Genomic DNA, 22,838 nt, shown 5'->3' with positions numbered 1-22,838 from the left:
AATCCGGGCATGCGACGCCTCCGCGCCTACTTCTTCACCGGCCTGCTGACCCTGCTGCCGATCTGGCTGGTCTGGATCGTCTTCAAGTTCGTGCTTGGCCTGCTGTCCGACATCAGCCAGCCCTGGGTCGGCCCGGTCTCGGTGCGGCTGGCCTCGGCGCATCCGGAATGGCTGGGCTGGATGGACGATCCCTGGGCGCAGTCGGCGTTCGCGGTGGTGGGCACGGTGCTGGTGATCGTTGCGGTGGGCGCGCTGGCGCGCCGCGTCGTCGGGCAGCGGCTGCTGGCCTGGTTCGAAGGCCTGATCGCACGCATCCCCCTGCTCAAGACCGTGTACGGCAGCGCGCGCAAGCTGCTCGACCTGCTGCAGACCAAGCCCGACGGCACCCAGCGCGTGGTGCTGATCGACTTCCCGCACCGCGAGATGAAGTGCGTGGGCTTCGTCACCCGGGTGATGCGCGAGAACGGCACCGGCCGCGAGCTCGCCGCGGTGTACGTACCGACCACGCCCAATCCGACCTCGGGCTACCTCGAGATCGTGCCCGTGGACCGGCTCACGCCCACCGACTGGACCGTGGACGAGGCGATGGCGTTCATCATCTCGGGCGGCGCGGTGAGCCCGGACAGCATCCCCTTCCAGCGCGCCGGCGACTCGCCGTGACCGGCCAGGAGCGCGCCAACCGCCTGTTCCTGGTGTTGGCCGCGTTCTTCGTCAGCAATGCACTGCTGGCCGAGCTCATCGGCGTCAAGATCTTCGCGCTGGAGGAGACCCTCGGCCTGGCGCCGTTCGAGTGGAACCTGTTCGGACAGACCGGCTCGCTCAACTTCACCGCCGGCACCCTGCTGTGGCCGATCGTGTTCGTGATGACCGACGTCATCAACGAGTTCTACGGCAAGCGCGGCGTGCGCTTCATCAGCTGGCTCGCGGTGGTGCTGATCGTCTACGGCTTCGTGTTCGCCTATCTCGCGATCTCGCTGGCGCCGGCCTCGTGGTGGGTGGGCGTGGCCGCGGACCAGGGCGTGCCCGACTACCAGAAGGCGTTCGCGGCGGTGTTCGGCCAGGGCCTGTGGACCATCGGCGGCTCGCTGGTCGCCTTCCTGGTCGGCCAGCTGATCGACGTCAGCGTCTTCCACCGCATCCGCCGGGCCACCGGCGAGCGCCTGGTGTGGCTGCGCGCCACCGGTTCGACCGCGGTGTCGCAGTTGGTCGACAGCTTCATCGTCCTCTACATCGCCTTCGTGCTCGGCCCGCAGCAATGGCCGACCAGCCTGTTCCTCGCGGTCGGCAGCCTGAACTACGCCTACAAGATGGCCGCGGCGATCGCCCTGATCCCGCTGCTCTACCTGGTGCGCCGCGGCATCACCGCCTACCTCGGGCACGGCCAGGCTGCGCAGCTCCGTGCCGCGGCGGCGCGCGACTGATGGCGGGCGCCGGAAGATCGGTGACGCGCCGGCGGCCTTGGCGGTTCGCAGCCTTGGTGCCGCGGTTGCTGCGCTGAGCCCGCGCCTGGCCCTGTGCGCTGGACGGACCGCGCCGCCGCGTAGGATCCTTTTCCTTTCCCCCGGACGAAACCCAGCCCCCATGCGAATTCTTCTCCCTGCCCTGCTCGCCCTTCCCTTGCTGTTGGCCCTCGGTGGCTGCGGTGGCGCCGACGACGCGGCCGGTGGCGACGCCAACGTGGCCAACGCCCCGATGGACGAAGGAACCGAAGCGGCTGCCGGCGCCGACACGCCCGCCGCGGAAGACAATGGGCTGCCGCCGCCGCTGGCGCTCGCGCCCGCGCACCTCGATGCGCTGGTGCGCGGCATCACCGCCGAGAACGCGCAGCTCGAGCGCGCCGTCCGGGAGCTGGAGGCCGCGGACGGCGACACTGAAACCCTCGCGGCACTCATGGGCATCGGTATTGAATCGCTGGACGACCATGGCACCGCGGCCTCGGGCCTGGACGCGCGCGACTACCCCTTCCTGCGCAACGCGCTGTACGAACACCTGGACCAGCTCGATACCCGCAATGCCCTGCAGGCCCATTACCGCGACATCGACACGACCGGCCTGGACGAGGCCACGGCGGCCGAGGCCCGCCGCGTCGCGGCCGAAGTGCTCGCGGCGACCCCGGATCCTTACGCCGACCTGGACCCGGCCCTGGCGGACGCGTTGCGCCAGCGCGAGGGCGAACTGACCGCGCTGCGCGATGCCAACGCGCGCCTGCTGATGAAGGTCGCCGAGAGCTGATGTCGTCCGACGCGACCGCCGCCAATCCCCTGCTGGACCGCATCGTGGCGTTCCTGCGCGGCATCGGCATCACGGTGCGCGAGGCCGAGCTCGACGACGACGCCTTCCTGCCCGGCGTGCGCGTGGCCGACGGCGCGCTGCTGTTCGACCGCGCCCGCCTGCGCTGGCCTGGCGACCTGCTGCACGAAGCCGGCCACCTCGCGGTGCTGCCGCCCGGGCTGCGCGCCGCGATGTCCAATGACCTCGCCGGCCACGACGACGTCCCGCACGCCGGCGAGATCGAGGCGACGGCCTGGGCCTACGCGGCCACCGTGGCGATCGGCCTCGCGCCTGCCGTGCTGTTCCACGAGGGCGGCTACCACGGCAAGTCAGCGAGCCTGGCGATGACCTATTCGATCGGCGTCTTTCCCGGGGTCCACGGCCTGGTGCAGGCCGGGATGACTGCCAGCGGAACGGAGGCGGCCCAGCGGGGCGAAACCACCTATCCGGCCATGCAAAGATGGCTGCGACAGTGAACACGCCCGCGGCCATCGAACGGAGGCACCGCCCATGCTCGCCATCGCCCTGACCACTACCCTCGCCCTGTCGCCGGCCCCGCCCGTGGCCGAGGAGCGCGTCTTCCAGCAGGCCAGCCAGCTCCAGCCCTGGTGCCGGCAGGAAGCCGAGGCCCATTTCACCGGTCGCGGCATCGAGACCTACCAGTGGACCGCGTCGTACTCGGAAAGCGGCCGCATGCTGGAGGTGCGCGGCACCCTGCGCGCCGGCGGCCAGGACGTCGCCGTCACCTGCCGCATCGCCAAGGGCGCGCGCGAGCGCTACGCCAGCATCCGGATCGATCCCGCCTGACGGCCGCACCGCCGCCCATCAGTCCAGCCGCGGCCAGTCGCTCGCGTCCAGCGTTTCGCGGTACGCGTGCCAGGCGCTGTAGGCCAGCCAGGGCATGACCACCACCAGGCCCAGGTAGGCGGTCAGGAAGCCGACCGCGGTCAGCGCCGCGATGATCGCCGCCCACAGAATGCAAACGCCTTTGTTGCGCAGGACGGCGTTCACGCTGGAGATGCCGGCGGTGACCATGTCCACGTCGCGGTCGGCGATCATCGGCAGCGAGAACGCGGCGATGGCGAAGGTCAGCGCGGCGAACACCGAGCCCGCCAGCGAACCGATCAGCAGGAACTCCAGCAGCGCGCGCGTGCTGCCGTCCTCGATCGGCACGAAGGCGTTCACCATCATGCCGGCGCGCGACCACAGCAGCAGGATCACGAGTTGCACCAGCGCGAACACGCCGGCCTGCCCCGCCACCCGGCGCGCCAGCACGAAGCTGTCGCGCAGGGTCGGCGTGCGGCCCGCTTCGAGTGCGCGGCTGACGCAGTAAAGCCCGACCGCGACCAGCGGCGCCACGAACACGAAGCCCGACAGCAGCGTCGCCAGCAGCGCGAAGCGCCCCAGCGACCAGGCCAGCGCCGACACCACCACGCTGACCACCAGGATCACCGCCCCGAACAGCAGGCTCAGCCCCGGCGCGCGCCGCAGGTCGCGCCAGCCCAGGGCCAGCCAGCGCAGCGGCGCCCCCGGCGCCAGGTCGGCACACGGCACCACGAACGGGCGGTCTTCTTGCGGGGAGCTCATGCTGGCCAAGGGCGTGCGGGGCGGTGCGGTGAAGCTATCATGGCCCCCGACGAGATCAAGGAAGCCGACCCATGCACGTGCGCCCGGGAAACCCGCGTTGGTTGCTGGCCGCGGGCGGCGTCATGGTCCTGGGCGCGGTCGCACACTTGCTCGCGCCCCTGGGCGGGCCCGCGTGGTACCAAGCGCTGGGTGCCCCGCCCGGCCTGGCGGTGATGGCCGCGGCCGGCTCGATGCGTCCGGCGATCACTTGCGTCGTGATCGCCACGCTGCTCCTGGCCTGCGCTGCCTTTGCGTTCTCGGGCGCCGGTCGGCGACGGCCGCTGCCGCTGCTTCGCCCCGCGCTGGCGGCGATCGGCGTGGGCCTGTTGGTTCGCGGCCTGGCCTTCATCCCGCTCGCGGCGTGGCGACCGCAGCTGCTGTCGGGACTATGCGGGCGCTGCGAGGGCGCCAACGCCTTCGTGTGGATCACGTCGCTGCTGTGCCTGCTGTTGGCGGCGGCCTACCTGCACGGCGCCTGGGCGCTGCCGCGGCGAGCGCGATGACACGGTGCCTGCGCAACACCCCGGGGGGATGACCATGGCCGGGAACAAGACCCAGCCCACCGACGCAAGCGTCGAGGCTTTCCTCGCCGCGATCCCGGACCCTGTGCGGCGCGAGGACTGCCGCCGCGTCGCGGCGATGATGCAGGCCGCCACCGGCGCGCCGCCGGTGATGTGGGGCGCGGCCATCGTCGGCTTCGGCTGCTATCGGTACACGTACGCCAGCGGCCGCACCGGCGACTGGCCGGTCATCGGCTTTTCGCCGCGCAAGAACGACCTCACGCTTTACCTGATGCCCGGCTTCGAGCAGCACGCCGATCGCCTGGCGAGGCTGGGCCGGCACAAGACCGGCAAGAGCTGCCTGTACCTGAAGAAGCTCGCCGACGTGGACCTGGCGGTGCTGCGTGACCTGGTCGAGTGGTCGGTGCAGGCCATGGCACCGCAGCGCATCGACACGCCGTCGCGCTAAACCTCGCGCACGTTGCCCGGCCGCGCCAGCTCGACCGCGGTGCCACGCTCGCGCAGCTTGCCGGCCAGCGCCTCGCGGGCGTCGTCCTCGCCGTGCACCAGCACCACCGGCGGCTTGTTGGCGAAGCCGGAATACCAGTCGAGCAGCCCGGGCTGGTCGGCGTGCGCCGACAGGCCGCCGACCGTGTGCCGCTGCGCGTTGACCTGGATGTCCTCGCCCAGCATCTTCACGTGCGATGCGCCGTCCACCAGCCTGCGCCCCAGCGTGCCGCGCGACTGGTAGCCGACGAACATCAGGTGCGCCTGCCGGCGGCCGAGGTTCTGCCGCAGGTGGTGGCGGATGCGGCCACCGTTGCACATGCCGGCGCCGGCGATGATGATCGCGCCGCGCTCGTGCGCATTGATGCCGCGCGACTCCTCCACGCTCTCGGTGTAGCGCAGGTTCGGCAGCCGGAACGGATGCGGCTGGCCGCGCCAGACGTCGCGCGCCTTGCTGTCGAACAGGTCGACGTGGCGGTCGTAGACCTCGGTGACCTTCGAGGCCATCGGGCTGTCGAGGAAGATCTTCCAGCGGTCGAGGTTCCAGCGGTCCCAGTAGCGCGCGAACCAGTACAGGATCTCCTGCGTGCGGCCGACCGCGAAGGCCGGGATCAGCAGGTTGCCGCCGTCGGCCCAGGCGTGCTCGAGCACCTCGCCGATCTCGGTGACGGTGGCGGCGCGGTCGCGGTGGGCGCGACCGCCGTAGGTGGCTTCCAGCAGCACCAGGTCGGCCTGCGCGACCGGCTCGGGGTCGCGCAGGATCGGCGTGCCCTTCATGCCGATGTCGCCGGAGAACACCAACACGCGCTCGTCGACGCCGTTGCGCGCGCGCAGCTCGACCGTGGCCGAGCCGAGGATGTGGCCGGCTTCGCGCAGCTGCACGGTGAGGCCGGGCAGGATCTCGGTGGGCGCGTGGTAGGGCAAGGCCCGCACCTGCCGCATCACCTGGCCGACATCGGCGCGGGTGAACAGCGGCTTGTGCCGCGCGTGCCCGTCCTCGTTGCGCTTGTTGGCGAACTCGGCGTCCATCTCGGCCAGGAAAGCGGAGTCGTCGAGCATGATCTTCAGCAGGTCGGCGGTGGCGGCCTGGGTCCAGATCGGGCCCTTGAAGCCGCGCTTCACCAGCACCGGCAGGCGGCCGCAGTGGTCGATGTGGGCGTGGCTGAGCACCACGGCGTCGACCGAGGCGGGATCGAAGGCGAAGGGTTCGAAGTTGCGCTTCTCGTCCTCGTCGCTGCCCTGGATCAGGCCGCAGTCGAGCAGGAGGCGGCGACCGCCGACCTCGACCTCGTGACAGGAACCGGTGACCTCACCGGCGGCACCGTGGAAACGGACTCGCATGCGCGTTCCTTGCTGGAGGGACCGGCTATGTATCGCAGAAACGACGACGGCCGGGCAAGCCCGGCCGTCGCGGTGGTGCCTGGCGCCGCGGATCAGCGCTTGGCGTTGAGCTCCTGCACCAGGCCCGGGGCCGGGAAGACCTCTTCCATGATCCACAGCATGTAGCGGTGGTCGACCGCGATCATGCGGGTCATGGTCGGGTCGAACACCCAGTTCGAGCTCACGCTCTCCCAGTTGCCGTCGAAGGCCAGGCCGACCAGCTCGCCCTTGCGGTTGAGCACCGGCGAGCCGGAGTTGCCGCCGGTGATGTCGAGGTCGGACAGGAAGTTCACCGGGATCGCGGCCTTCTCCGCAGCGCTCATCTTCGCGATGGCGTCGAGCTGGGCCTTGGGCGCGTCGAAGGGCTCTTCGCCGGTGGCCTTGGCGGCCAGGCCGTCGAGCGTGGTGAACGGCGTGTAGGCGACGCCGTCCTTCGGCGCGTAGCCCATCACGTTGCCGTAGGTGATGCGCAGGCTGAGGTTGGCGTCGGGGTACACGCCCTGGCCCTGGCTGCGCTTGTAGGCCTGCACCGCGGCCAGGTAGACCGGGCGGTGGCGGGTGCTCTCGCCGCTGCGGGCCTTGGCCTTGTCCTCCAGCGCCAGCACGGTCGGCTGCAGCGCGACCGCCAGCTTCACCAGCGGATCGGTGCTGGATTCGAACGCGGCGCGGTCGGCCTTGAGCAGCGCGAGGCGGGCCTCGGTGTCACCGACCTTGGTCCCGGCATAGGTCTCGTCCAGCGCCCGCTGGATGGCGGCGGCGTCGTTGCCGCCCAGCCACGCGTCGATGGCGGCGACGCGCTGGTCGGCCGGCAGCTTCACGTATTCCGCCAGCCAGTAGGCCATCAGCTGCTTTTCCATGCGCGGGTCGTAGCGGCGCTCGAGCTGGCGGGCGTTGCCCTCGATGCCGGGCAGGTCGCGTTCCTGGTAGCCCGGGGCGCGCTCGGCGTTGGGCTTCTCGTTCTCGGTGGCCAGGCGGTAGAGGCCGCGGATGTTGGCCAGCAGGCCGGTGCCGGCGATCTGGCCGACCACGAGGTCGCGCTGGCGCGTCTCGCGGGTCTCGGCCGACAGCGCCACCAGGCGCGCGTGCGCTTCGAGGGCGGCCTTGCCTTCCTCGCCGCGGCCGCGCAGCCAGGCCAGCACGGCCTCTTCCTCGGCGCGCTTGGTGGCCGCGGCGTCGATGCGCGCGAAGCCCTCGAGCTGGCCGTCCCAGTTCTTGCTGGTGTTGTTCCAGCCGCGCACGGACGTGGCGTACTTGACCTCGATCTCCGGGTCGGCCTTGCCGGCGGCGTCGACGAGGTTGATCAGGTTCTTCAGGTGCTGGCCGACCACCGGGTACTGCCAGCCCGAGACGTTCTGGAATTCATCGAACAGCGCGTAGCGGTTGGTGGTGCCCGGATAGCCGGCCACCATCACGAAGTCGCCGGCGTCGAGCGCCTCGGTGGCGAGCTTGAGGTGGTGCTTCGGGCGGAACGGCACGTTGTCGGCCGAATAGGCGGCCGGCTTGCCGTCCTTGCCGACGTAGGCACGGTAGAAGGTGAAGTCGCCGGTGTGGCGCGGCCACATCCAGTTGTCGATGTCGCCGCCGTAGGCGCCGATCGAATTCGGCGGCGCGTACACCAGGCGCACGTCCTTGATCTCGATCTGGCGGAACAGGCGGTAGGTCTGGCCGCCGAAGAAGCTGTAGACGGTGCAGCGGTAGCCCGGCTCGGACTCGCACTCGGCGATCAGCGCCTTCTGGGTGTCCTCGAGCGCCTTCTGGCGGGCCAGGCCGTCCTGGTCGGGTGACGTGGCGGCCAGCATGCGATCGGTGACCTCGGTGATCTGGTCCATCACGTAGACGCGGGCGTTCGGGCCGGCGGAGAGTTCCTGCTCGCGGCTGTTGGCGACGAAGCCGTCGCGCATCAGGTTCTTCTCGGCGGTCGAGTTGAGCTGGATGGCGCCGTAGGCGCAGTGGTGGTTGGTGACCACCAGGCCCTCGGGCGAGACCAGGGAGGCGGTGCAGCCGCCGAGCGCGACCACGGCGCCCATCGGGTCGCCGGTGAGGTCGGCCAGCTGGCGCGGGTTGAGCGCGAGGCCCGCCTGCTTGAGCGGGCCGGCGATCTCCGGCAGTTGCTGGGGCACCCACATGCCTTCCTTGGCCTGGGCGGCGAAGGAGAGCGAGATGGCGGCGACGAGGACGGCAAGACGCATGGTGACTCCTGGGTTCTTCGGCGAAACCCCAAGCCTAGCAGCGCCGGCGATTGCGGGCGCGTGAGGGCGGAGTAGACTTTCGACAGGGGACAAAAGGGGGTCGGCCATGCGTGTGCTCGCGTTCTTCATCCTGCTGCTCGCGTCGGCCACCGGGCCGGCGCGGGCGCAATCGCCCGGCGATGCGCTGGCCGGGCTGTGGACCACCCTTTGCGCAGGCGCCGCGCCGGGCTCCGACCTGGCGGCGCGCTGCGCCGAGATCTTCGCCGGCGGGCCCGGCAGCCGGGACGGTGCGGCGGCCGGCAATTTCCTGGGCGAGATCCCCGGGCAGGGCCGTGCCGCCACCCGCGACGGGTCGCCGGACGATGCCGCGCTGCGGCAGGAGCTGGGTGCGGGCTGGGCGCTGTTCGCCTCCGCCGACGCCGGCCGGCTGACCCGCCGCGATGGCATCAACGAGGCGCCCTTCGATGGCGACACCGGCGCGCTCACCGCCGGCGTCGACTGGGCGCCCGGCAACCGCTGGCGGCTGGGCCTGCTGCTCAACCATGCCCGCGATTCGCTCGACTTCCTGGGCTCGGACGGCAGCACCCGCACGCGCTTCACCGGCGGCGTCGCCACCGGCGGCTGGAACCTGTCCGACGCGGTGGCGCTGGATGGCTACGCCGGCGCGCTGCAGGGCGACTACCGGCTGCGGCGGCAGATCGACTACACGCTGCTCAGCGGCGTCAGCGTGCGCAGCCTGGCGTCCGCCAATCCCGACGCCGACCGCCGCATCGCCGGGCTGGGGCTGACGTGGTTCCTGCCGACCGGCGCCTGGGAATGGCAGCTTGGCGCAGGGGTGGACTGGCAGCGCACCACCATCGATGCCTACGCCGAGACTGGCGGCGCCGGCCTGGCGCTGTTCGTGCCGGGGCGCAGCATCACCAGCCGGCGCGGGCGCCTGGATGCCACGCTGGCCCGCAACGTTTCCGCCGGCTGGGGCGTCTGGCAGCCGATGGCGCGCCTGGGCTGGCGGCGCGAGTTCGCCAATCCCGCGCGACCCCTGGGCGTGCGCTTCGTGGGCGATGCCAACGGCACCCGCGTGGCGTTCGAGACCGACGACGCCGACACCGGCTGGGCCGAGGCCGGGGTGGGCGCCGTGTTCGTGTTCACCGGCGGGCATTCGGCCTTCGTCGAGTACCGGCAGCGGCTGGGCCACGACTTCCTGCAGGAGCGCCTGCTGGCGCTGGGCTGGCGCATCGAGCTCCCCTGATCGGCACCCGGGCGGTCTTTCCGGGCGGTTCACGCCCGGCGGGTATAATCGCCGCCCTACCGGCCCGAGGGGCCCCCGCGGACGAAGTGAAATGGCACAGCCGATGATGAAAGCGCTGGTGAAGCGCCACGCCGAGAAGGGCATCTGGATGGAGCAGGTGCCGGTGCCCGTGCCGGGCCCGAACGAGGTGCTGATCAAGCTCGAGAAGACCGCGATCTGCGGCACCGACCTGCACATCTACAAGTGGGACGAGTGGAGCCAGCGCACGATCAAGCCGGGCCTGGTGATCGGCCACGAATTCGTCGGCCGGGTGGTCGGCATGGGCCCGGGCGTGACCGGCTACAAGGAAGGCGACCGCGTCTCGGCCGAAGGCCACATCGTCTGCGGCCACTGCCGCAACTGCCGCGCCGGCCGCCAGCACCTGTGCCCGAACACCGTGGGCATCGGCGTGAACCGCCACGGCGCCTTCGCCGAGTACATCGTGATGCCGGCCTCGAACCTGTGGCCGATCCCGGACAGCATCCCGTCCGAGCTGGCCGCGTTCTTCGACCCCTACGGCAACGCCGCGCACTGCGCGCTGGAGTTCGACGTGGTCGGCGAGGACGTGCTGATCACCGGCGCCGGGCCGATCGGCATCATCGCCGCGGGCATCTGCAAGCACATCGGCGCGCGCAACGTGGTGGTCACCGATGTCAACGACTACCGCCTCAAGCTGGCCGCCGACATGGGCGCCACCCGCGTGGTCAACGTCTCCAAGCAGTCGCTCAAGGACGTGATGAAGGACCTGCACATGGAGGGCTTCGACGTGGCGCTGGAGATGAGCGGCAACCCGCACGCCTTCAACGACATGCTCGACTGCATGTACAACGGCGGCAAGGTGGCCCTGCTCGGCATCCTGCCCAACGGCGCCGGAATCAACTGGGACAAGGTGATCTTCAAGGGCCTGGTGCTGCACGGCATCTACGGCCGCAAGATGTACGAGACCTGGTACAAGATGACCCAGCTGGTGCAGTCGGGCTTCCCGCTGCAGAAGGTGCTGACGCACCAGGTGCACATCGACGATTTCCAGCGCGGCTTCGAGCTGATGGAAACCGGGCAGTGCGGCAAGGTGGTCTGCAGCTGGGGCTGAGGCCCGGCCTTCCGCCATGAAAAACGGGGCGCCTCGCGGCGCCCCGTTTCGTTTGCAGCGGTGGATCGGTCAGCCGCCGATCGAGAAGGTCAGCACGATGCGGTCGTCGGCGGCGTCGCCGAAGTTGAAGTCGCCTTCGCTGTCGGTGTCGTAGTAGCCGATCGCGGCGTTCACCGGACCGAAGTCGCGGTTGATGCCGACCGACCAGTCCATGTAGTCCTCGAAGCCGGTGCTGTTGCCGAACATGCTCTTGCCCAGGCTCACGTCGAGGCCGACGCCGTTGCCCATGTCCCAGCTGCCGGCGGCGCCGAAGTAGTGGCCCTTGGCGCCGAGCGCGTAGACGTCGTTGGTGTAGCCGTACGAGAACGTGAGGGTCTCGTCCCAGCTCAGGCTGGTGATCAGCTCGTTGTAGTCGCTGCTGCCGAAGTCGTTCTCTTCGCCGATGTAGTTGTAGCGGATCAGCTGGACGTCGAAGTTCCAGCTGTCGCTGAAATCGGTGTTCCAGCCGACGTAGGTGTCGATCTCGAGGTCGGGGCCGCCGTCGCCGAAGTCGACGTTCGAGGCCCACACGCCGGCGTAGAAGCCGGAGTCGAAGTTCAGGTCGGCGCCGAGCTGCAGGGCCGGCTCCTCGTCGGTCTGGGAGACGCCGCGGAAGACGTAGTCGCTGGTGAGGGCGGCGTTCCAGCTGAAGATGGACGATTCGTCCTCGGCGGGAGCGGCTTCTTCACCCATCTCGTCCTGGGCGGAGGCCAGCATCGGCAGCGCGAAGAGCGCGGCGGCGAGCGCAAGCGAAAGCTTCTGGTGGTTCATCGGGAAGTCCTCTGCTTTCTTGGGGCGAAGTGCAGCGGTTGTTTTCTACTTTTTTGTTGCTTGGCCGTCCGTTTCGGATACCCGGCCGGGGTGTTGAAAATATTGGCCGCAGTGTCTCCCAGCCCGGCGGGACAGGCATGCCGCGATGCAGCATAGCGCCGGGCCGCGACCCGGTCGACGCCCCGCGCGGCCGGCTCCGCAACCCACCCCCGCGACGCCCCGCTTCGACCCAGGACCGGGCCCCGACCCCGATCCCTGGGCTCGCTTCGCCGGGGGCGCCGGCGGACGGACTGACCCGCGAGGCGCCGAATCCGGATAATGGCGCCCTTCCCCGCCCCACGAGCCCCTGACCATGTCCGACGCCGCCCTCGCCCGCTACGCCGCCGAACTCGACGCCATCCGCGAACAGGGGCTGTTCAAGGCCGAACGCATCATCACCAGCCCGCAGTCGGCCGAGATCACCCTGGACGACGGCCGCACGGTGCTGAATTTCTGCGCCAACAATTACCTGGGCCTGGCCGACAGCCCCGAGGTGATCGCCGCGGCCAAGGACGCGCTCGACACCCACGGTTTCGGCATGGCCTCGGTGCGCTTCATCTGCGGCACCCAGGACCTGCACAAGGAATTGGAGGCGAAGATCGCCGCGTTCTTCGGCAAGCAGGACACCATCCTCTACGCCGCCTGCTTCGACGCCAACGGCGGCCTGTTCGAGCCGCTGCTGGGCGAGGAGGACGCGATCATCTCCGACGCCCTCAACCACGCCTCGATCATAGACGGCGTGCGCCTGTGCAAGGCCAAGCGCTATCGCTACGCCAACTCCGACATGGCCGACCTGGAGAAGCAGCTGCAGCAGGCCCGCGCCGACGGCGCGCGCACGATCATGATCACCACCGACGGCGTGTTCTCGATGGACGGCTTCATCGCGCCGCTGGACCAGGTGGTGGCGCTGGCCCGCAAGTACGATGCGCTGGTGCACATCGACGAATGCCACGCCACCGGCTTCCTGGGCGACACCGGCCGCGGCAGCGCCGAGGTGAAAGGCGTGCTGGACGGCATCGACATCATCACCGGCACGCTGGGCAAGGCGCTGGGCGGCGCGCTCGGCGGCTTCACCACCGGCCGTCGCGAAGTAATCGAGCTGCTGCGCCAGCGCTCGCGCCCCTACCTGTTCTCGAACTCGCTGCCGCCGCACGTGGTCGCCGCGGGCAGCAAGGTCTTCGACATGCTGGCCGCCGCCGGCGACCTGCGCGCGAAGCTGCAGGAAAACACCGCCTACTTCCGGGAGCGGATGACCGCCGCCGGCTTCGACCTCAAGCCCGGCGTGCACCCGATCGTGCCGGTGATGCTGTACGACGCCCCGCTGGCGCAGAAATTCGCCCAGCGCCTGCTCGAGGAAGGCATCTACGCGATCGGCTTCTTCTTCCCGGTGGTGCCCAAGGGCCAGGCCCGCATCCGCACCCAGATGAGCGCCGCCCACACCCGCGAACACCTGGACCGCGCCATCGCCGCGTTCACCCAGGTGGGCCGCGAACTCGGCGTCATCCGCTGACGCAAATAAACCAGGTTCATTTGCTGGCACGAATCAAATGAACCTGGTTCATTTGATTCGTGCCAGCGAGAGGGCGTCGACGAAGGCGCCGTCGCGGAAGGCGAAGTCGCGATGGCGCCCTTCCTCGACGAAGCCATGGCGGGTGTAGAGGGCGATGCCGGCGGCGTTGTCGGCGTAGACCTGGAGTTCGAGCCGCCTGAGCTGCAGCCAGCGGTCGGCCAGGTCGATGGCCGCCGCGAGCAGCGCCGTGCCGACGCCGCGGCCCTGCCAGTCGTCGCGCACGCCCATGCCGAGGTCGCCGACGTGGCGTCGGCGCGGGTTCGTGCCCGCGTACAGCCCGAGCTGGCCCACCACCTCGTCGCCGGCGCAGGCCAGCAGCACGTGGGCGTTGGGGTCGAGCGCCTGCAGGCGATGCCGCCAGAGGTCGAGCGAGGGGAACGGGAGCTGGAGGGTGCCTGCCTGCGCGCGAGGGGCGGCATAGATGGCCTGCACCGCCGCGAAGTCGTCAGGTTCGGCGCGGCGGATCGTGATCGGCGTCGTCATGGCTTCAGCCCGTGGTGGGTGGCGCAAGCCCCGATACTTCCCCAGCCGTGAGTTCGCGCCAAGCCCCCTTCGGAAGGTCGCCCAGCGTGACGCCGCCGATGGCGACCCGCACCAGGCGCAGCACGCCCAGACCGTGCGCGGCCAGCAGGCGCCTTATCTGCCGGTTGCGGCCCTCGTCCAGCACGATCTCCAGCCAGGCGTTGCGGGTGCCGCTGCGCAGCAAGGTGGCCGACCGGGCCGCCAGCGCCTCGCCCTCGTCGACCACGCCCACCACCAGCTTTTGCAGCAGCGCCTCGTCGGGAATCGCATCCACCTGCACGTGGTAGGTCTTTTCGATCCCCTGCACCGGGTCAGTGATGGCGGCGGCCCAGGCCGGGTCGTTGCTCAACAGCAGCAGGCCCTCGCTGGCCTGGTCGAGCCGGCCGACCGGTGCCAGCCAGGGCAGCCCGCTCCCCTCGAGACAGGCGTAGACGGTGTCGCGCTGGCGCTCGTCGCGTGCGGTGGTGACCAGGCCGCGCGGTTTGTTCAGCGCCAGGTAGACCCGCGCACGGGCTCCGAGCGGCGCACCGTCCACCGTGACCCGATCCAGGCCTTGCCGCACCGGATGCTCGGGGTCGGCGACGGGCCGGCCGTTCACCGCGACGCGGCCGGCGCGCACCCAGTCGGCGGCCTGGGTCCGCGAGCAGAGCCCGGCCTTGGAGATGACGCGCGCCACACCGTGGCGCACGGTCGCCGTGGACGGCTTGGAAGGGCGCGATTGCATCCGCGAAGCATGGCGCATGCGTAGTGAACACGGCTAGTCTTGGCGCGTGGCGACGGCCCGCGCGACCCGCCGGTTCACCGACCCGTCACCGCTGGATGCCGACCATACCGCCATGCCCGACCGCTCTTCCGACGCCCTGCCCGCCTGGCGCCGCGCCCTCCGCGCGGCTGCCCTGTGGTTCGACACCTCCGCCGCGCCGGTCGACGGCGAGGATCCGGACCGCATCGACTGGCTGCGCGTGGTGCCTTTCATCGCCCTGCACCTGGCCTGCCTGGCGGTGTTCTGGGTTGGCTTCTCGTGGTTCGCGCTCGGCGTGGCGGCGGCGCTGTACGCCGTGCGCATGTTCGCCATCACCGGCTTCTACCATCGGTATTTCTCGCACAAGGCCTTCCGCACCTCGCGGCCGGTGCAGTTCGTCTTCGCCGTGCTGGGCGCGGCCTCGGTGCAGCGCGGCCCGCTGTGGTGGGCGGCGCACCACCGCCACCACCACCGCTTCGCCGACACCGAGCACGACATCCACTCACCGCGCCACGGCTTCTTCCGCAGCCACATGGGCTGGTTCCTGACCCGGCGCGGTTTCGCCACCAACCTCGACGCCATCAAGGATTTCGCTCGCTTCCCCGAGCTGCGCCTGCTCGACCGGTTCGACATCCTGGTGCCGGTGCTGCTGGCCGGCGGCCTGTACGCGCTGGGCGCGTGGCTCGAAGGCGCCTATCCGCAGTTGGGCACCACCGGGCCGCAGCTGCTGGTGTGGGGCTTCTTCGTCTCCACGATCGTGCTGTTCCACGTCACCGTGACCATCAATTCGCTGGCGCACCGCTGGGGCACCCGCCGCTTCGCCACCCGCGACGACAGCCGCAACAACGCCCTGCTCGCCCTGCTCACCTTCGGCGAGGGCTGGCACAACAACCACCACCACTTCCCCGGCTCGGCACGGCAGGGCTTCGCGTGGTGGGAGCTGGACATCACCTACCTGGTGCTGCGCACGATGGCCCTGTTCGGCCTGGTCAGCGACCTCAAGCCAGTGCCGGCCAACATGCGCGGCGCGCGTCCGGAATCAGCATGAGGATCGCGGTCATCGGCAGCGGCGTGGCCGGCATGGGCGCGGCCTGGCGGCTTTCGCGCGAGCACGAGGTCGTGCTGTTCGAGCGCGAGGCCCGGCTCGGCGGCCACACCCACACGCACAAGGTGACGCAGGGCGAGCGCAGCTACTCGGTCGACAGCGGCTTCATCGTCTTCAACGCCGACAACTACCCGCTGTTCACGCGCATGCTCGACGAGCTGGGCGTGCCCTCGCAGCCCACCACGATGAGTTTCTCGGTGCAGGACGCGCGCAGCGGCCTGGAGTACAACGCCACCGACTTCGACAGCCTGTTCTGCCAGCGCCGCAACCTGGTGTCGCCGCGCTTCTGGGGCATGGTCCGCGACATCCTGCGCTTCTACCGCGAGGCGCCGGCGCTGCTGGCGCTGCCGGGCGACGGCCCGTCGCTGGGCGACTACCTGCGCGAGAACCGCTACTCGGCGATGTTCGTCGAAGACCACCTGGTGCCGATGGCCTCGGCGCTGTGGTCCTCCCCGGCCGAAGGCATCATGGGCTTCCCCGCGAAGTACCTGGCGCGCTTCATGGACAACCACCACATGCTGCAAGTGCAGGGCCGGCCGCCCTGGCGCGTGGTGACGGGCGGTTCGTCGAGCTACATCCGCGCGCTCGAGAAGGACTGGGCGGTGCAAGTGCGGCTTTCGGCGCCGGTGCGCCAGGTGCGCCGCGACGCCGGCGGCGTGGACGTGCACACCGACGCGGGCGTCGAGCGCTTCGACCAGGTGGTGCTGGCCTGCCACAGCGACCAGGCCCTGGCCCTGCTGGCCGACCCGAGCGCGGCCGAGACCGAGGTGCTGGGCGCCATCCCCTACCAGGCCAACGAAACCGTGCTGCACACCGACGCGCGCCTGCTGCCGACCCGCCGCAAGGCCTGGGCGGCCTGGAGCGCCTACGTGCCCGCCGAGCCGGACGCGGCCTGCACCGTCAGCTACTGCATGAACCTGCTGCAGGGCATCGATTCGCGCGAGCCCTTCGTGGTCACGCTCAACCGCAGCAAGGACATCGACCCGGCCAAGGTGCTGGCGCGGATGCGCTACCACCACCCGGTCTACACCCACGCCAGCGTTGCCGCGCAGTCGCGGCGCGGCGAGATCAACGGCACCCACCGCACCTGGTACGCCGGCGCCTACTGGGGCTTCGGCTTCCACGAGGATGGCCTGCGCAGCGGCATCGAGGTCGCGCGGGCGCTGGGCGCTTCGTGGCCCTGAATTCTGCCATCTACGAAGGTTGGGTCCGGCACCGCCGGTACGCACCGCGGCCGCACGACTTCCGCTACCGGATGTTCCAGCTCTACCTCGACCTGGCCGAACTGGACCGGGTGTTCGCGGGCCGCTGGTTCTGGTCGGTCGGCCGCCGCAACCTGGCCCAGTTCCGTCGCAGCGACTACCTGGGCGACCCGGCGGTACCGCTGGACACCGCCGTGCGCGACCGGGTCGAGGGCGCGCTGGGCCGGCGCCCGGACGGGCCGATCCGCCTGCTCACCCACGGCCGCTACTTCGGCGTGGTGATGAACCCGGTCAGCTTCTACTACGGCTTCAAGGCCGACGGCACCACGCTGGACTGGATCCTGGCCGAGATCACCAACACCCCCTGGAACGAGCGCCATGCCTACCTGCTCGCGGTGGACCGCGCCGAGCGCCGGGGCGACGCCCTGCACTGGGACTTCGACAAGGCCTTCCACGTCTCGCCGTTCATGGCCATGCAGCGCCGCTACCGCTGGGCCTTCCAGGTGCCCGGCGAGGCCCTGCGGGTGCACATGGACGTCCTCGACGGGGAGGCCCGCGAGTTCGACGCCACCCTGGTGCTCGAGCGCCGGCCGATGGACGCGCACACGCTGGCTTCATGCCTTGCGCGGTATCCATTCATCACCGTGAAGGTCGCCGCCGCCATCTACTGGCAGGCGGCCCGGCTCTGGTTCAAACGCATCCCGTTCCACCCGCACCCCGACCGCCCCACCCGGAGTTGATTGATGAGCAGTCCCGCCGACACCCTGGCCAGCGCCCCCGGGGCCGCGGCCCGCTACGGCGCCCTGGACCGCATGCTGCGCAAGCGGCTGCTGGCCACCCTGGACGGCCTGGCCGGTGGCCAGGTGACCGTGCGCGACGGGCTGGGCACCGAGACCCTGGGCAACGCCGGCGACGGCCTGGCGGTGACCCTGGACATCCTGGACCCCGGCTTCTACCGCGCGCTGGCCGGGAACGGCTCGGTTGGCGCCGGCGAGGCCTACATGGACGGCCTGTGGCGCTGCGACGACCTGGTGGCGCTGGTGCGCCTGCTGGTGATCAACCGCGACCGCCTCGACGCGATGGAGACCGGCCTCGCCCGCCTCGGTGGCCTGGCGATGCGCACCCTGCATGCCTTCAACCGCAACACCCGCGGCGGCAGCCGCCGCAACATCGCGGCGCACTACGACCTCGGCAACGACCTGTTCCAGCTCTTCCTCGACGAGAGCCTGATGTACTCCTCGGCGATCTTCGCCGAACCCGGCGAGTCGCTGGAAACCGCCCAGCGCCGCAAGCTCGAGCGGATCTGCCGAAAGCTCGACCTCCGCCCCGCCGACCATCTGGTCGAGATCGGCACCGGCTGGGGTGGCATGGCGCTGTACGCGGCGAAGCATTTCGGGTGCCGCGTCACCACCACCACGATCTCGCGCGAACAGCATGCGCTGGCCACCGCGCGCATCGCCGAGGCCGGCCTCGCCGACCGCGTCACGGTGCTGCTGGAGGACTACCGCGACCTCACCGGCGAGTACGACAAGCTGGTGTCCATCGAGATGATCGAGGCCATCGGCCACCAGTACCTCGAGACCTACCTCGACAAGTGCGCCTCCCTGCTCAAGCCGGACGGGCTGGCGCTGATCCAGGCCATCACCATCGAAGACCACCGTTACGAGCAGGCGCTCAAGTCGGTGGACTTCATCAAGCGCTACATCTTCCCGGGCAGCTTCATCCCCTCGGTCAGCGCGATCACCGGTGCGGCGGCCGCCGCCAGCGACCTGCGCCTGGTCAACCTCGAGGACATCGGGCCGAGCTATGCCATCACGCTCAACCACTGGCGCCAGCGCTTCATGGCGAAGCTCGAGCAGGTGCGCGCGCTGGGCTACGACGAGCGCTTCATCCGGATGTGGGAGTTCTACCTCTGCTACTGCGAGGGCGGCTTCATCGAGCGTTCGATCGGCGACGTGCACCTGCTGTTCGCGCGCCCCGGCAATCGCCGGCCGCAGTACCTGCCCGCGCCCGAGGCCGTCTGACATGAACCGGGCACTGGCCAACGTCGCCAACGTGGTCGGCTACCAGGCCGTGTGGCTGGCCAGCGTCGCCGGCGCCGGCGCCGGCATGGTCTGGGCCGGCCCGGTCACGGCGCTGGTCTTCGCCGTGGCCACGCTGGCCTACGGCGGGCGGCGCGCGGAAGACCTGCGCCTGCTCGCCGTGGCGCTGCCGCTGGGCATCCTGCTCGACACGGCCTTCGCCGCCTCCGGCTGGCTGCGCTACGCCGAGCCCTGGCCGTGGACCTGGGCCGCGCCCGCCTGGATCTGGTCGCTGTGGGCCGGGTTCGCGCTCACGCTCAATCACTCGATGGCCTTCCTGCGCGAGCGCCCGGTCGCCGCCGCCCTGCTGGGCCTGTTCGGCGGCCCGCTGGCCTACTGGGCCGCGGCGGGCGCCTTCGACGCCGTCAGCTTCGGCGCGCCGGTGGGCTGGGTGATGGGCGCGCTGGCGATCGGCTGGGCCGTGGTGCTGCCCGCCCTGTTCGCGCTCGATGCGCGGCTGGGCGCGTCGGTGCCGGACAAGGCGCTGGCGTGAACTGCTGGCAATCCCTCGGCATCATCTGGCTGGCCTCGGCGCTGGCCATGGCGGCGCTGTGGGCGTTCTCGATGCGGGTGAAGAACGTCGGCTACGTGGACGTCGGCTGGGCCGGGCTGATGGCGGTGGCGGCGCTGTTCGCCGGCATCGTCGGCGAGGGTGCGCCGCTGGTGCGCAGCCTGGTGGCGATGTTCGGCAGCGTCTGGGGCGCGCGGCTGTGCCTTCACCTGCTGCATCGCGTGCTAAATGAGGAAGAAGACGGCCGCTACCGCGCGCTGCGCGAGGCCTGGAACGGCAGCCCGGCGCGCTTCTTCGCCTTCTTCCAGCTGCAGGCCGTGGTGGTGGCGCTGTTCTCGCTGCCCTTCCTGGCCGCGGCCGCGAACCCGGGCTACCACTTCAACGCGTGGCTGCTGCTGGCGATCGCGGTCTGGCTGGTGTCGATGGCGGGCGAGTCGTTGGCCGACCGCCAGCTCGCGCGTTTCCGCGCCGAACCCGCGAACCGCGGCAAGACCTGCCGCGACGGGCTGTGGGCTTGGTCGCGGCATCCGAATTACTTCTTCGAGTGGCTGCACTGGTTCAGCTACGTGCTGCTGGCCGTCGGCAGCCCGCTGTTCTGGTTCTCGCTGGCCGGGCCCGTGGTGATGTTCGCCTTCCTCTACCGCGTCAGCGGCATCCCGTGGACCGAGGCGCAGTCGCTGCGCTCGCGCGGCGAGGACTACGCGGCCTACCAGCGCGAGGTCAGCGCCTTCTTCCCCTGGCCCCCGCGCCGCAACCCCTGAAACACCGGAGCCCTGAATGTCCCTGATCGACCTGTGCGAGCGCGGCCTGCTGCCCGATGCCCTCACCCGCCTCGGCATCCGCCGGCTCAGCGCCCAGCGCCTGCGCGACGAGGGTGCGCATGACCTGGAGGCCGCCGACCAGCGTTTCCGCCGCCTGCTCGACGAACTGCGCCGCAGCCCGATCGCGATCGAGACCGCCGCCGCCAACGAGCAGCACTACGAAGTGCCGACGCGCTTCTTCGAGCTTTGCCTGGGCAAACGGCTGAAGTACTCGAGCTGCTTCTACGCCAACGGCGACGAGGACCTGGATACCGCGGAAGAGGCCATGCTGGCCCTGTACGGCGAGCGCGCCGAGCTGGCCGATGGCCAGCGCATCCTCGAGCTCGGCTGCGGCTGGGGCTCGCTGACGCTGTGGATGGCGCAGCGCTACCCGAACGCGCGCATCACCGGCGTCTCCAACTCGCGCACCCAGCGCGAGCACATCCTGGCCCAGGCCGCGCGCCGCGGGCTGGGCAACGTCGAGATCATCACCTGCGACGTCAACCAGCTGCAGCTGCCGGAGCACCAGTTCGACCGCGCGGTGTCGATCGAGATGTTCGAGCACATGCGCAACTACCAGCACCTGCTGGGCCGCGTGTCGCGCTGGCTGGTGCCGGGCGGCAAGCTGTTCGTGCACATCTTCTGCCACCGCAGCCTGATGTACCCGTTCGAGACCGAGGGCGAGGACAACTGGATGGGCCGGTACTTCTTCACCGGCGGCCTGATGCCCTCGGCCGATACCCTGCTGCACTTCCAGGACGACCTGTCGATCGAGCAGCGCTGGCTGCTGTCGGGCCGCCACTACGAGCGCACCGCCAACCAGTGGCTGGAGAACCAGGACCGCAACCGCGACGAGGTGATGGCGGTGCTGACGGAAGCCTACGGCGCCGCCGAAGCGGCGCGCTGGCACCAGCGCTGGCGCATGTTCTGGATGGCCTGCGCCGAACTGTTCGGCTACTCAGGCGGCAACGAGTGGGGCGTGGCCCACTACCGCTTCAGCACTTCTGCGTAGCGGTCACCTTGCAACCCGCGGCCACCGGCGCGGGCGCCGCGGCGGCCGTGGCGGTCGCCGCACCCGGCTTGCCGGTGGCGACGCGGATGCCCTTGGCCTTCATCCACGCATCGAACTCGTCGGCCGTCATGCGGCGGCCGTTCTGGCTCATGTCGAAGCGCCAGGGCGAATTGTCGTGGGCGGTCTTGGGCTGGTAAGCCGGCGCGCTGGCCGGCGCGGCCGCCGGCTTGGCCGGTTCGCGGGCCGCCACCTGCTGCGGGGCCGGCTTGCGGGCGCGCGCGACGAAATCATTGACGTTGACGCAGGCGGACAGCGCCGGCGGCGCACGGTACATCTCCGGCGCGGGCACGGTGGCCGGCACGGGCGGAGCGCTCGGGGTCCCGCAGGGCGCGGTGGCAGCGGCGGCGATGGCCGGCAGGAACAGGGAAAGCAGGAGGGCGCTGCGGATCATCGGACACCGGAGGGAGCGGGGGGTTGCGGAAGCTTAGGTGTGACGACGGTCTCACGCAATCCGCGAAAACGTGCGGTAGTTCACAAAACGCATTCAGCCCCCGGATAAAAACGGTTCTTCACCCAAGTCCGGGGAAGGCCGCCCGGATCTTCAGGAAGAAGTAGGCGTCGTCCCGGTAGCCGTAGGCCACCCGCTTGATGACCTTGATCTTGTTGTTGATGCCCTCGACCAGGTTGGTGCCCAGCGGCCAGCGGCAGTGGGCCAGGATCCCCGACAGGTAGGGCTCGAGCCGCCGCACGAACACGCGCAGCGGCTCCAGGCCGCTGCGCAGGGCTCGTCGCTTCCAGCTTCTCCAGGCCTTCCTAGCCCAGCCTTCGCGGCGGTAGAACCACAGCTGCTTCAGGTCGTCCTTGAGCAGGTAGACGGTCAGCAGGGCCTTGTTGGCGGCCAGCAATTCGTCCAGTCGGACCACCTGATCTTCCGGCACGTTCTCGCGGTTGCGCAGCAGCAACCAGCGCGATGTCTTGACCACTTTTCGCGCCTGTCGGTCGACGGATAGTCGATTCGCTTCGTCCACGCGCACGCGATCAATCACTTCGCGGCCGTACTTGGCCACGACGTGGAACAGGTCGTAGACGACCTCCGCATTCGGGCAGTGGGCTTGCACCTCCAGGTCGTAGGCCGTGTTCATGTCCATGGCCACGGCCCGGATCTGCGCGCAGCGCGCCGGGCCCAGCAGCTCGAAGAACGGCCGGATCTCAGCCCGGGAGCGGCCACGGCCGATCCACAGCACCCGCTTGCGCTCAGGGTCGACGACGACCGTGGCGTAGCGGTGACCCTTCTGGATCGCGAACTCGTCCATCGCCAGTAACCGCACCCCGTCCAGATCCGGCGGGCCCAGGGTGCGCTCCAGATGCCGGAAGTCGATCGTCTTGACCGTCTTCCAGTTCAGGCCAAACCACTGCGCTGCGTGCCGAATCGAGGTGCCCGTGCACAGCCGGGCAACGCTGTCGGCCAGCCTCCGGGTGACCCGGGCGTGGGGGTCGATCCAGTCCAGCCGCTCCAGTCGCGGGCCGCAACGCGGGCAGGCCAGGCGCAGACGCGGCACCACCAGTTCCACCGCGTGCTCGAACAGCGGCAGG

At 70.3% G+C, this 22,838-nt stretch carries 25 protein-coding genes; 17 read left to right on the top strand and 8 right to left on the bottom strand.

The genetic code is table 11. From position 1 onward, the window contains the following. Nucleotides 1–9: 9 nt before the first annotated feature. The 5 genes from N787_RS06325 to N787_RS06305 all read left to right on the top strand — a co-directional run bounded on the left by N787_RS06325 (nt 10) and on the right by N787_RS06305 (nt 3,078). Nucleotides 10–660: a DUF502 domain-containing protein gene (locus tag N787_RS06325; RefSeq protein WP_034211809.1), complete on the top strand. Its 651-nt coding sequence runs from the start codon at nt 10–12 to the stop codon at nt 658–660. Further along, on the top strand, nt 657–1,421 hold the full coding sequence (locus N787_RS06320; protein ID WP_034211807.1) for a queuosine precursor transporter: 765 nt from the start codon (nt 657–659) through the stop codon (nt 1,419–1,421). Before N787_RS06325 ends, N787_RS06320 begins: the two co-directional genes overlap by 4 nt. A gap of 160 nt (nt 1,422–1,581) precedes the next feature. Further along, the gene (locus tag N787_RS06315; RefSeq protein WP_156968930.1) at nt 1,582–2,232 is read left to right on the top strand and encodes a hypothetical protein; all 651 of its coding nucleotides are present in this window, start codon (nt 1,582–1,584) and stop codon (nt 2,230–2,232) included. Beyond that, nucleotides 2,232–2,747: a hypothetical protein gene (locus N787_RS06310; RefSeq protein WP_034211797.1), complete on the top strand. Its 516-nt coding sequence runs from the start codon at nt 2,232–2,234 to the stop codon at nt 2,745–2,747. The genes N787_RS06315 and N787_RS06310 overlap by 1 nt, the downstream gene beginning before the upstream one ends. Nucleotides 2,748–2,781: 34 nt before the next feature. Beyond that, a complete protein-coding gene (locus N787_RS06305) occupies nt 2,782–3,078 on the top strand; it encodes a hypothetical protein (protein ID WP_052575204.1) in 297 nt (98 codons plus the stop codon). An 18-nt stretch (nt 3,079–3,096) separates the two neighbouring features. Here N787_RS06305 and N787_RS06300 read toward each other — a convergent pair whose 3' ends face one another. Further along, nucleotides 3,097–3,858 carry a DUF2189 domain-containing protein gene (locus N787_RS06300; RefSeq protein ID WP_034211940.1) on the bottom strand — a complete coding sequence of 254 codons (762 nt, stop codon included), beginning with the start codon at nt 3,856–3,858 and terminating at the stop codon, nt 3,097–3,099. Between the two features lie 71 nt (nt 3,859–3,929). Here N787_RS06300 and N787_RS06295 point away from each other — a divergent pair, with 71 nt between their 5' ends. Together N787_RS06295 and N787_RS06290 are read left to right on the top strand one after the other, a co-directional pair. Next, complete coding sequence (locus N787_RS06295; protein WP_034211796.1) at nt 3,930–4,400, top strand: hypothetical protein; 471 nt, start codon at nt 3,930–3,932, stop codon at nt 4,398–4,400. Nucleotides 4,401–4,434: 34 nt separating this feature from the next. Next, nucleotides 4,435–4,866 carry a DUF1801 domain-containing protein gene (locus N787_RS06290; RefSeq protein ID WP_034211939.1) on the top strand — a complete coding sequence of 144 codons (432 nt, stop codon included), beginning with the start codon at nt 4,435–4,437 and terminating at the stop codon, nt 4,864–4,866. Here N787_RS06290 and N787_RS06285 read toward each other — a convergent pair. Continuing rightward, nucleotides 4,863–6,245 carry an MBL fold metallo-hydrolase RNA specificity domain-containing protein gene (locus N787_RS06285; protein ID WP_034211794.1) on the bottom strand — a complete coding sequence of 461 codons (1,383 nt, stop codon included), beginning with the start codon at nt 6,243–6,245 and terminating at the stop codon, nt 4,863–4,865. The genes N787_RS06290 and N787_RS06285 overlap by 4 nt on opposite strands. Before the next feature lie 92 nt (nt 6,246–6,337). Further along, nucleotides 6,338–8,410 (bottom strand): S46 family peptidase, encoded by a 2,073-nt coding sequence (locus tag N787_RS06280; RefSeq protein WP_211252140.1) that lies wholly within the window; start codon nt 8,408–8,410, stop codon nt 6,338–6,340. 169 nt (nt 8,411–8,579) lie between these two features. Here N787_RS06280 and N787_RS06275 point away from each other — a divergent pair, with 169 nt between their 5' ends. Then, a complete protein-coding gene (locus N787_RS06275; protein ID WP_034211790.1) occupies nt 8,580–9,722 on the top strand; it encodes an autotransporter outer membrane beta-barrel domain-containing protein in 1,143 nt (380 codons plus the stop codon). Nucleotides 9,723–9,813: 91 nt separating this feature from the next. After that, complete coding sequence (tdh, locus tag N787_RS06270; RefSeq protein WP_211252138.1) at nt 9,814–10,851, top strand: L-threonine 3-dehydrogenase; 1,038 nt, start codon at nt 9,814–9,816, stop codon at nt 10,849–10,851. A gap of 69 nt (nt 10,852–10,920) precedes the next feature. On the opposite strand, the gene N787_RS06265 is transcribed toward tdh, so the two are convergent. Continuing rightward, complete coding sequence (locus N787_RS06265; RefSeq protein WP_034211788.1) at nt 10,921–11,661, bottom strand: TorF family putative porin; 741 nt, start codon at nt 11,659–11,661, stop codon at nt 10,921–10,923. A gap of 352 nt (nt 11,662–12,013) precedes the next feature. Here N787_RS06265 and kbl point away from each other — a divergent pair, with 352 nt between their 5' ends. Beyond that, entirely contained in the window at nt 12,014–13,210 is a 1,197-nt protein-coding gene (kbl, locus tag N787_RS06260; RefSeq protein ID WP_084590673.1) for a glycine C-acetyltransferase, read from the top strand. Nucleotides 13,211–13,258: 48 nt separating this feature from the next. On the opposite strand, the gene N787_RS06255 is transcribed toward kbl, so the two are convergent. Next, a complete protein-coding gene (locus N787_RS06255) occupies nt 13,259–13,753 on the bottom strand; it encodes a GNAT family N-acetyltransferase (protein WP_034211783.1) in 495 nt (164 codons plus the stop codon). A gap of 4 nt (nt 13,754–13,757) precedes the next feature. Further along, complete coding sequence (locus N787_RS06250; protein ID WP_034211781.1) at nt 13,758–14,516, bottom strand: pseudouridine synthase; 759 nt, start codon at nt 14,514–14,516, stop codon at nt 13,758–13,760. Between the two features lie 112 nt (nt 14,517–14,628). Here N787_RS06250 and N787_RS06245 point away from each other — a divergent pair, with 112 nt between their 5' ends. From N787_RS06245 to N787_RS06215, 7 genes are read left to right on the top strand one after another with little or no spacing between them, the layout of a single operon-like run. Then, nucleotides 14,629–15,582: an acyl-CoA desaturase gene (locus tag N787_RS06245; RefSeq protein ID WP_084590676.1), complete on the top strand. Its 954-nt coding sequence runs from the start codon at nt 14,629–14,631 to the stop codon at nt 15,580–15,582. Beyond that, nucleotides 15,579–16,823, top strand: coding sequence for an NAD(P)/FAD-dependent oxidoreductase (locus tag N787_RS06240; protein WP_034211779.1), 1,245 nt, complete (start codon nt 15,579–15,581; stop codon nt 16,821–16,823). The genes N787_RS06245 and N787_RS06240 overlap by 4 nt, the downstream gene beginning before the upstream one ends. Then, complete coding sequence (locus N787_RS06235) at nt 16,745–17,581, top strand: DUF1365 domain-containing protein (protein ID WP_052575218.1); 837 nt, start codon at nt 16,745–16,747, stop codon at nt 17,579–17,581. Before N787_RS06240 ends, N787_RS06235 begins: the two co-directional genes overlap by 79 nt. 3 nt (nt 17,582–17,584) lie before the next feature. Beyond that, nucleotides 17,585–18,865, top strand: a complete 1,281-nt coding sequence (locus N787_RS06230; protein ID WP_034211777.1) for an SAM-dependent methyltransferase — start codon at nt 17,585–17,587, stop codon at nt 18,863–18,865. A gap of 1 nt (nt 18,866) precedes the next feature. Continuing rightward, nucleotides 18,867–19,415 carry a DUF2878 domain-containing protein gene (locus N787_RS06225; protein ID WP_034211776.1) on the top strand — a complete coding sequence of 183 codons (549 nt, stop codon included), beginning with the start codon at nt 18,867–18,869 and terminating at the stop codon, nt 19,413–19,415. A 47-nt stretch (nt 19,416–19,462) separates the two neighbouring features. Further along, a complete protein-coding gene (locus N787_RS06220; RefSeq protein ID WP_052575217.1) occupies nt 19,463–20,194 on the top strand; it encodes a DUF1295 domain-containing protein in 732 nt (243 codons plus the stop codon). 16 nt (nt 20,195–20,210) lie between these two features. After that, nucleotides 20,211–21,245 (top strand): SAM-dependent methyltransferase, encoded by a 1,035-nt coding sequence (locus N787_RS06215; protein ID WP_052575202.1) that lies wholly within the window; start codon nt 20,211–20,213, stop codon nt 21,243–21,245. On the opposite strand, the gene N787_RS15460 is transcribed toward N787_RS06215, so the two are convergent. Both N787_RS15460 and N787_RS06205 read right to left on the bottom strand, forming a co-directional pair. Continuing rightward, entirely contained in the window at nt 21,229–21,696 is a 468-nt protein-coding gene (locus N787_RS15460) for a hypothetical protein (protein ID WP_052575201.1), read from the bottom strand. The genes N787_RS06215 and N787_RS15460 overlap by 17 nt on opposite strands. A gap of 118 nt (nt 21,697–21,814) precedes the next feature. Continuing rightward, on the bottom strand, nt 21,815–22,838 hold a 1,024-nt coding region (locus N787_RS06205; protein WP_034211772.1), incomplete at its 5' end, for an ISL3 family transposase.

This window comes from Arenimonas metalli CF5-1 (genome assembly GCF_000747155.1).
Lineage (GTDB): Bacteria > Pseudomonadota > Gammaproteobacteria > Xanthomonadales > Xanthomonadaceae > Arenimonas > Arenimonas metalli.
The sequence above is the reverse complement of the archived record's forward strand: the minus strand, read 5'-3'. Positions and strand labels throughout refer to the sequence as shown.

What these genes read in the sequence shown, in the direction of transcription:
- N787_RS06325 (WP_034211809.1), top strand. Translation starts at nt 10, where the DNA reads ATGCGACGCCTCCGCGCCTACTTCTTCACCGGCCTGCTGACCCTGCTG.
- N787_RS06315 (WP_156968930.1), top strand. Translation starts at nt 1,582, where the DNA reads ATGCGAATTCTTCTCCCTGCCCTGCTCGCCCTTCCCTTGCTGTTGGCC.
- N787_RS06310 (WP_034211797.1), top strand. Translation starts at nt 2,232, where the DNA reads ATGTCGTCCGACGCGACCGCCGCCAATCCCCTGCTGGACCGCATCGTG.
- N787_RS06305 (WP_052575204.1), top strand. Translation starts at nt 2,782, where the DNA reads ATGCTCGCCATCGCCCTGACCACTACCCTCGCCCTGTCGCCGGCCCCG.
- N787_RS06300 (WP_034211940.1), bottom strand. Translation starts at nt 3,858, where the DNA reads ATGAGCTCCCCGCAAGAAGACCGCCCGTTCGTGGTGCCGTGTGCCGAC.
- N787_RS06295 (WP_034211796.1), top strand. Translation starts at nt 3,930, where the DNA reads ATGCACGTGCGCCCGGGAAACCCGCGTTGGTTGCTGGCCGCGGGCGGC.
- N787_RS06290 (WP_034211939.1), top strand. Translation starts at nt 4,435, where the DNA reads ATGGCCGGGAACAAGACCCAGCCCACCGACGCAAGCGTCGAGGCTTTC.
- N787_RS06285 (WP_034211794.1), bottom strand. Translation starts at nt 6,245, where the DNA reads ATGCGAGTCCGTTTCCACGGTGCCGCCGGTGAGGTCACCGGTTCCTGT.
- N787_RS06280 (WP_211252140.1), bottom strand. Translation starts at nt 8,410, where the DNA reads ATGTGGGTGCCCCAGCAACTGCCGGAGATCGCCGGCCCGCTCAAGCAG.
- N787_RS06275 (WP_034211790.1), top strand. Translation starts at nt 8,580, where the DNA reads ATGCGTGTGCTCGCGTTCTTCATCCTGCTGCTCGCGTCGGCCACCGGG.
- tdh (WP_211252138.1), top strand. Translation starts at nt 9,814, where the DNA reads ATGGCACAGCCGATGATGAAAGCGCTGGTGAAGCGCCACGCCGAGAAG.
- N787_RS06265 (WP_034211788.1), bottom strand. Translation starts at nt 11,661, where the DNA reads ATGAACCACCAGAAGCTTTCGCTTGCGCTCGCCGCCGCGCTCTTCGCG.
- kbl (WP_084590673.1), top strand. Translation starts at nt 12,014, where the DNA reads ATGTCCGACGCCGCCCTCGCCCGCTACGCCGCCGAACTCGACGCCATC.
- N787_RS06255 (WP_034211783.1), bottom strand. Translation starts at nt 13,753, where the DNA reads ATGACGACGCCGATCACGATCCGCCGCGCCGAACCTGACGACTTCGCG.
- N787_RS06250 (WP_034211781.1), bottom strand. Translation starts at nt 14,516, where the DNA reads ATGCAATCGCGCCCTTCCAAGCCGTCCACGGCGACCGTGCGCCACGGT.
- N787_RS06245 (WP_084590676.1), top strand. Translation starts at nt 14,629, where the DNA reads ATGCCCGACCGCTCTTCCGACGCCCTGCCCGCCTGGCGCCGCGCCCTC.
- N787_RS06240 (WP_034211779.1), top strand. Translation starts at nt 15,579, where the DNA reads ATGAGGATCGCGGTCATCGGCAGCGGCGTGGCCGGCATGGGCGCGGCC.
- N787_RS06230 (WP_034211777.1), top strand. Translation starts at nt 17,585, where the DNA reads ATGAGCAGTCCCGCCGACACCCTGGCCAGCGCCCCCGGGGCCGCGGCC.
- N787_RS06225 (WP_034211776.1), top strand. Translation starts at nt 18,867, where the DNA reads ATGAACCGGGCACTGGCCAACGTCGCCAACGTGGTCGGCTACCAGGCC.
- N787_RS06220 (WP_052575217.1), top strand. Translation starts at nt 19,463, where the DNA reads ATGGCGGCGCTGTGGGCGTTCTCGATGCGGGTGAAGAACGTCGGCTAC.
- N787_RS06215 (WP_052575202.1), top strand. Translation starts at nt 20,211, where the DNA reads ATGTCCCTGATCGACCTGTGCGAGCGCGGCCTGCTGCCCGATGCCCTC.
- N787_RS15460 (WP_052575201.1), bottom strand. Translation starts at nt 21,696, where the DNA reads ATGATCCGCAGCGCCCTCCTGCTTTCCCTGTTCCTGCCGGCCATCGCC.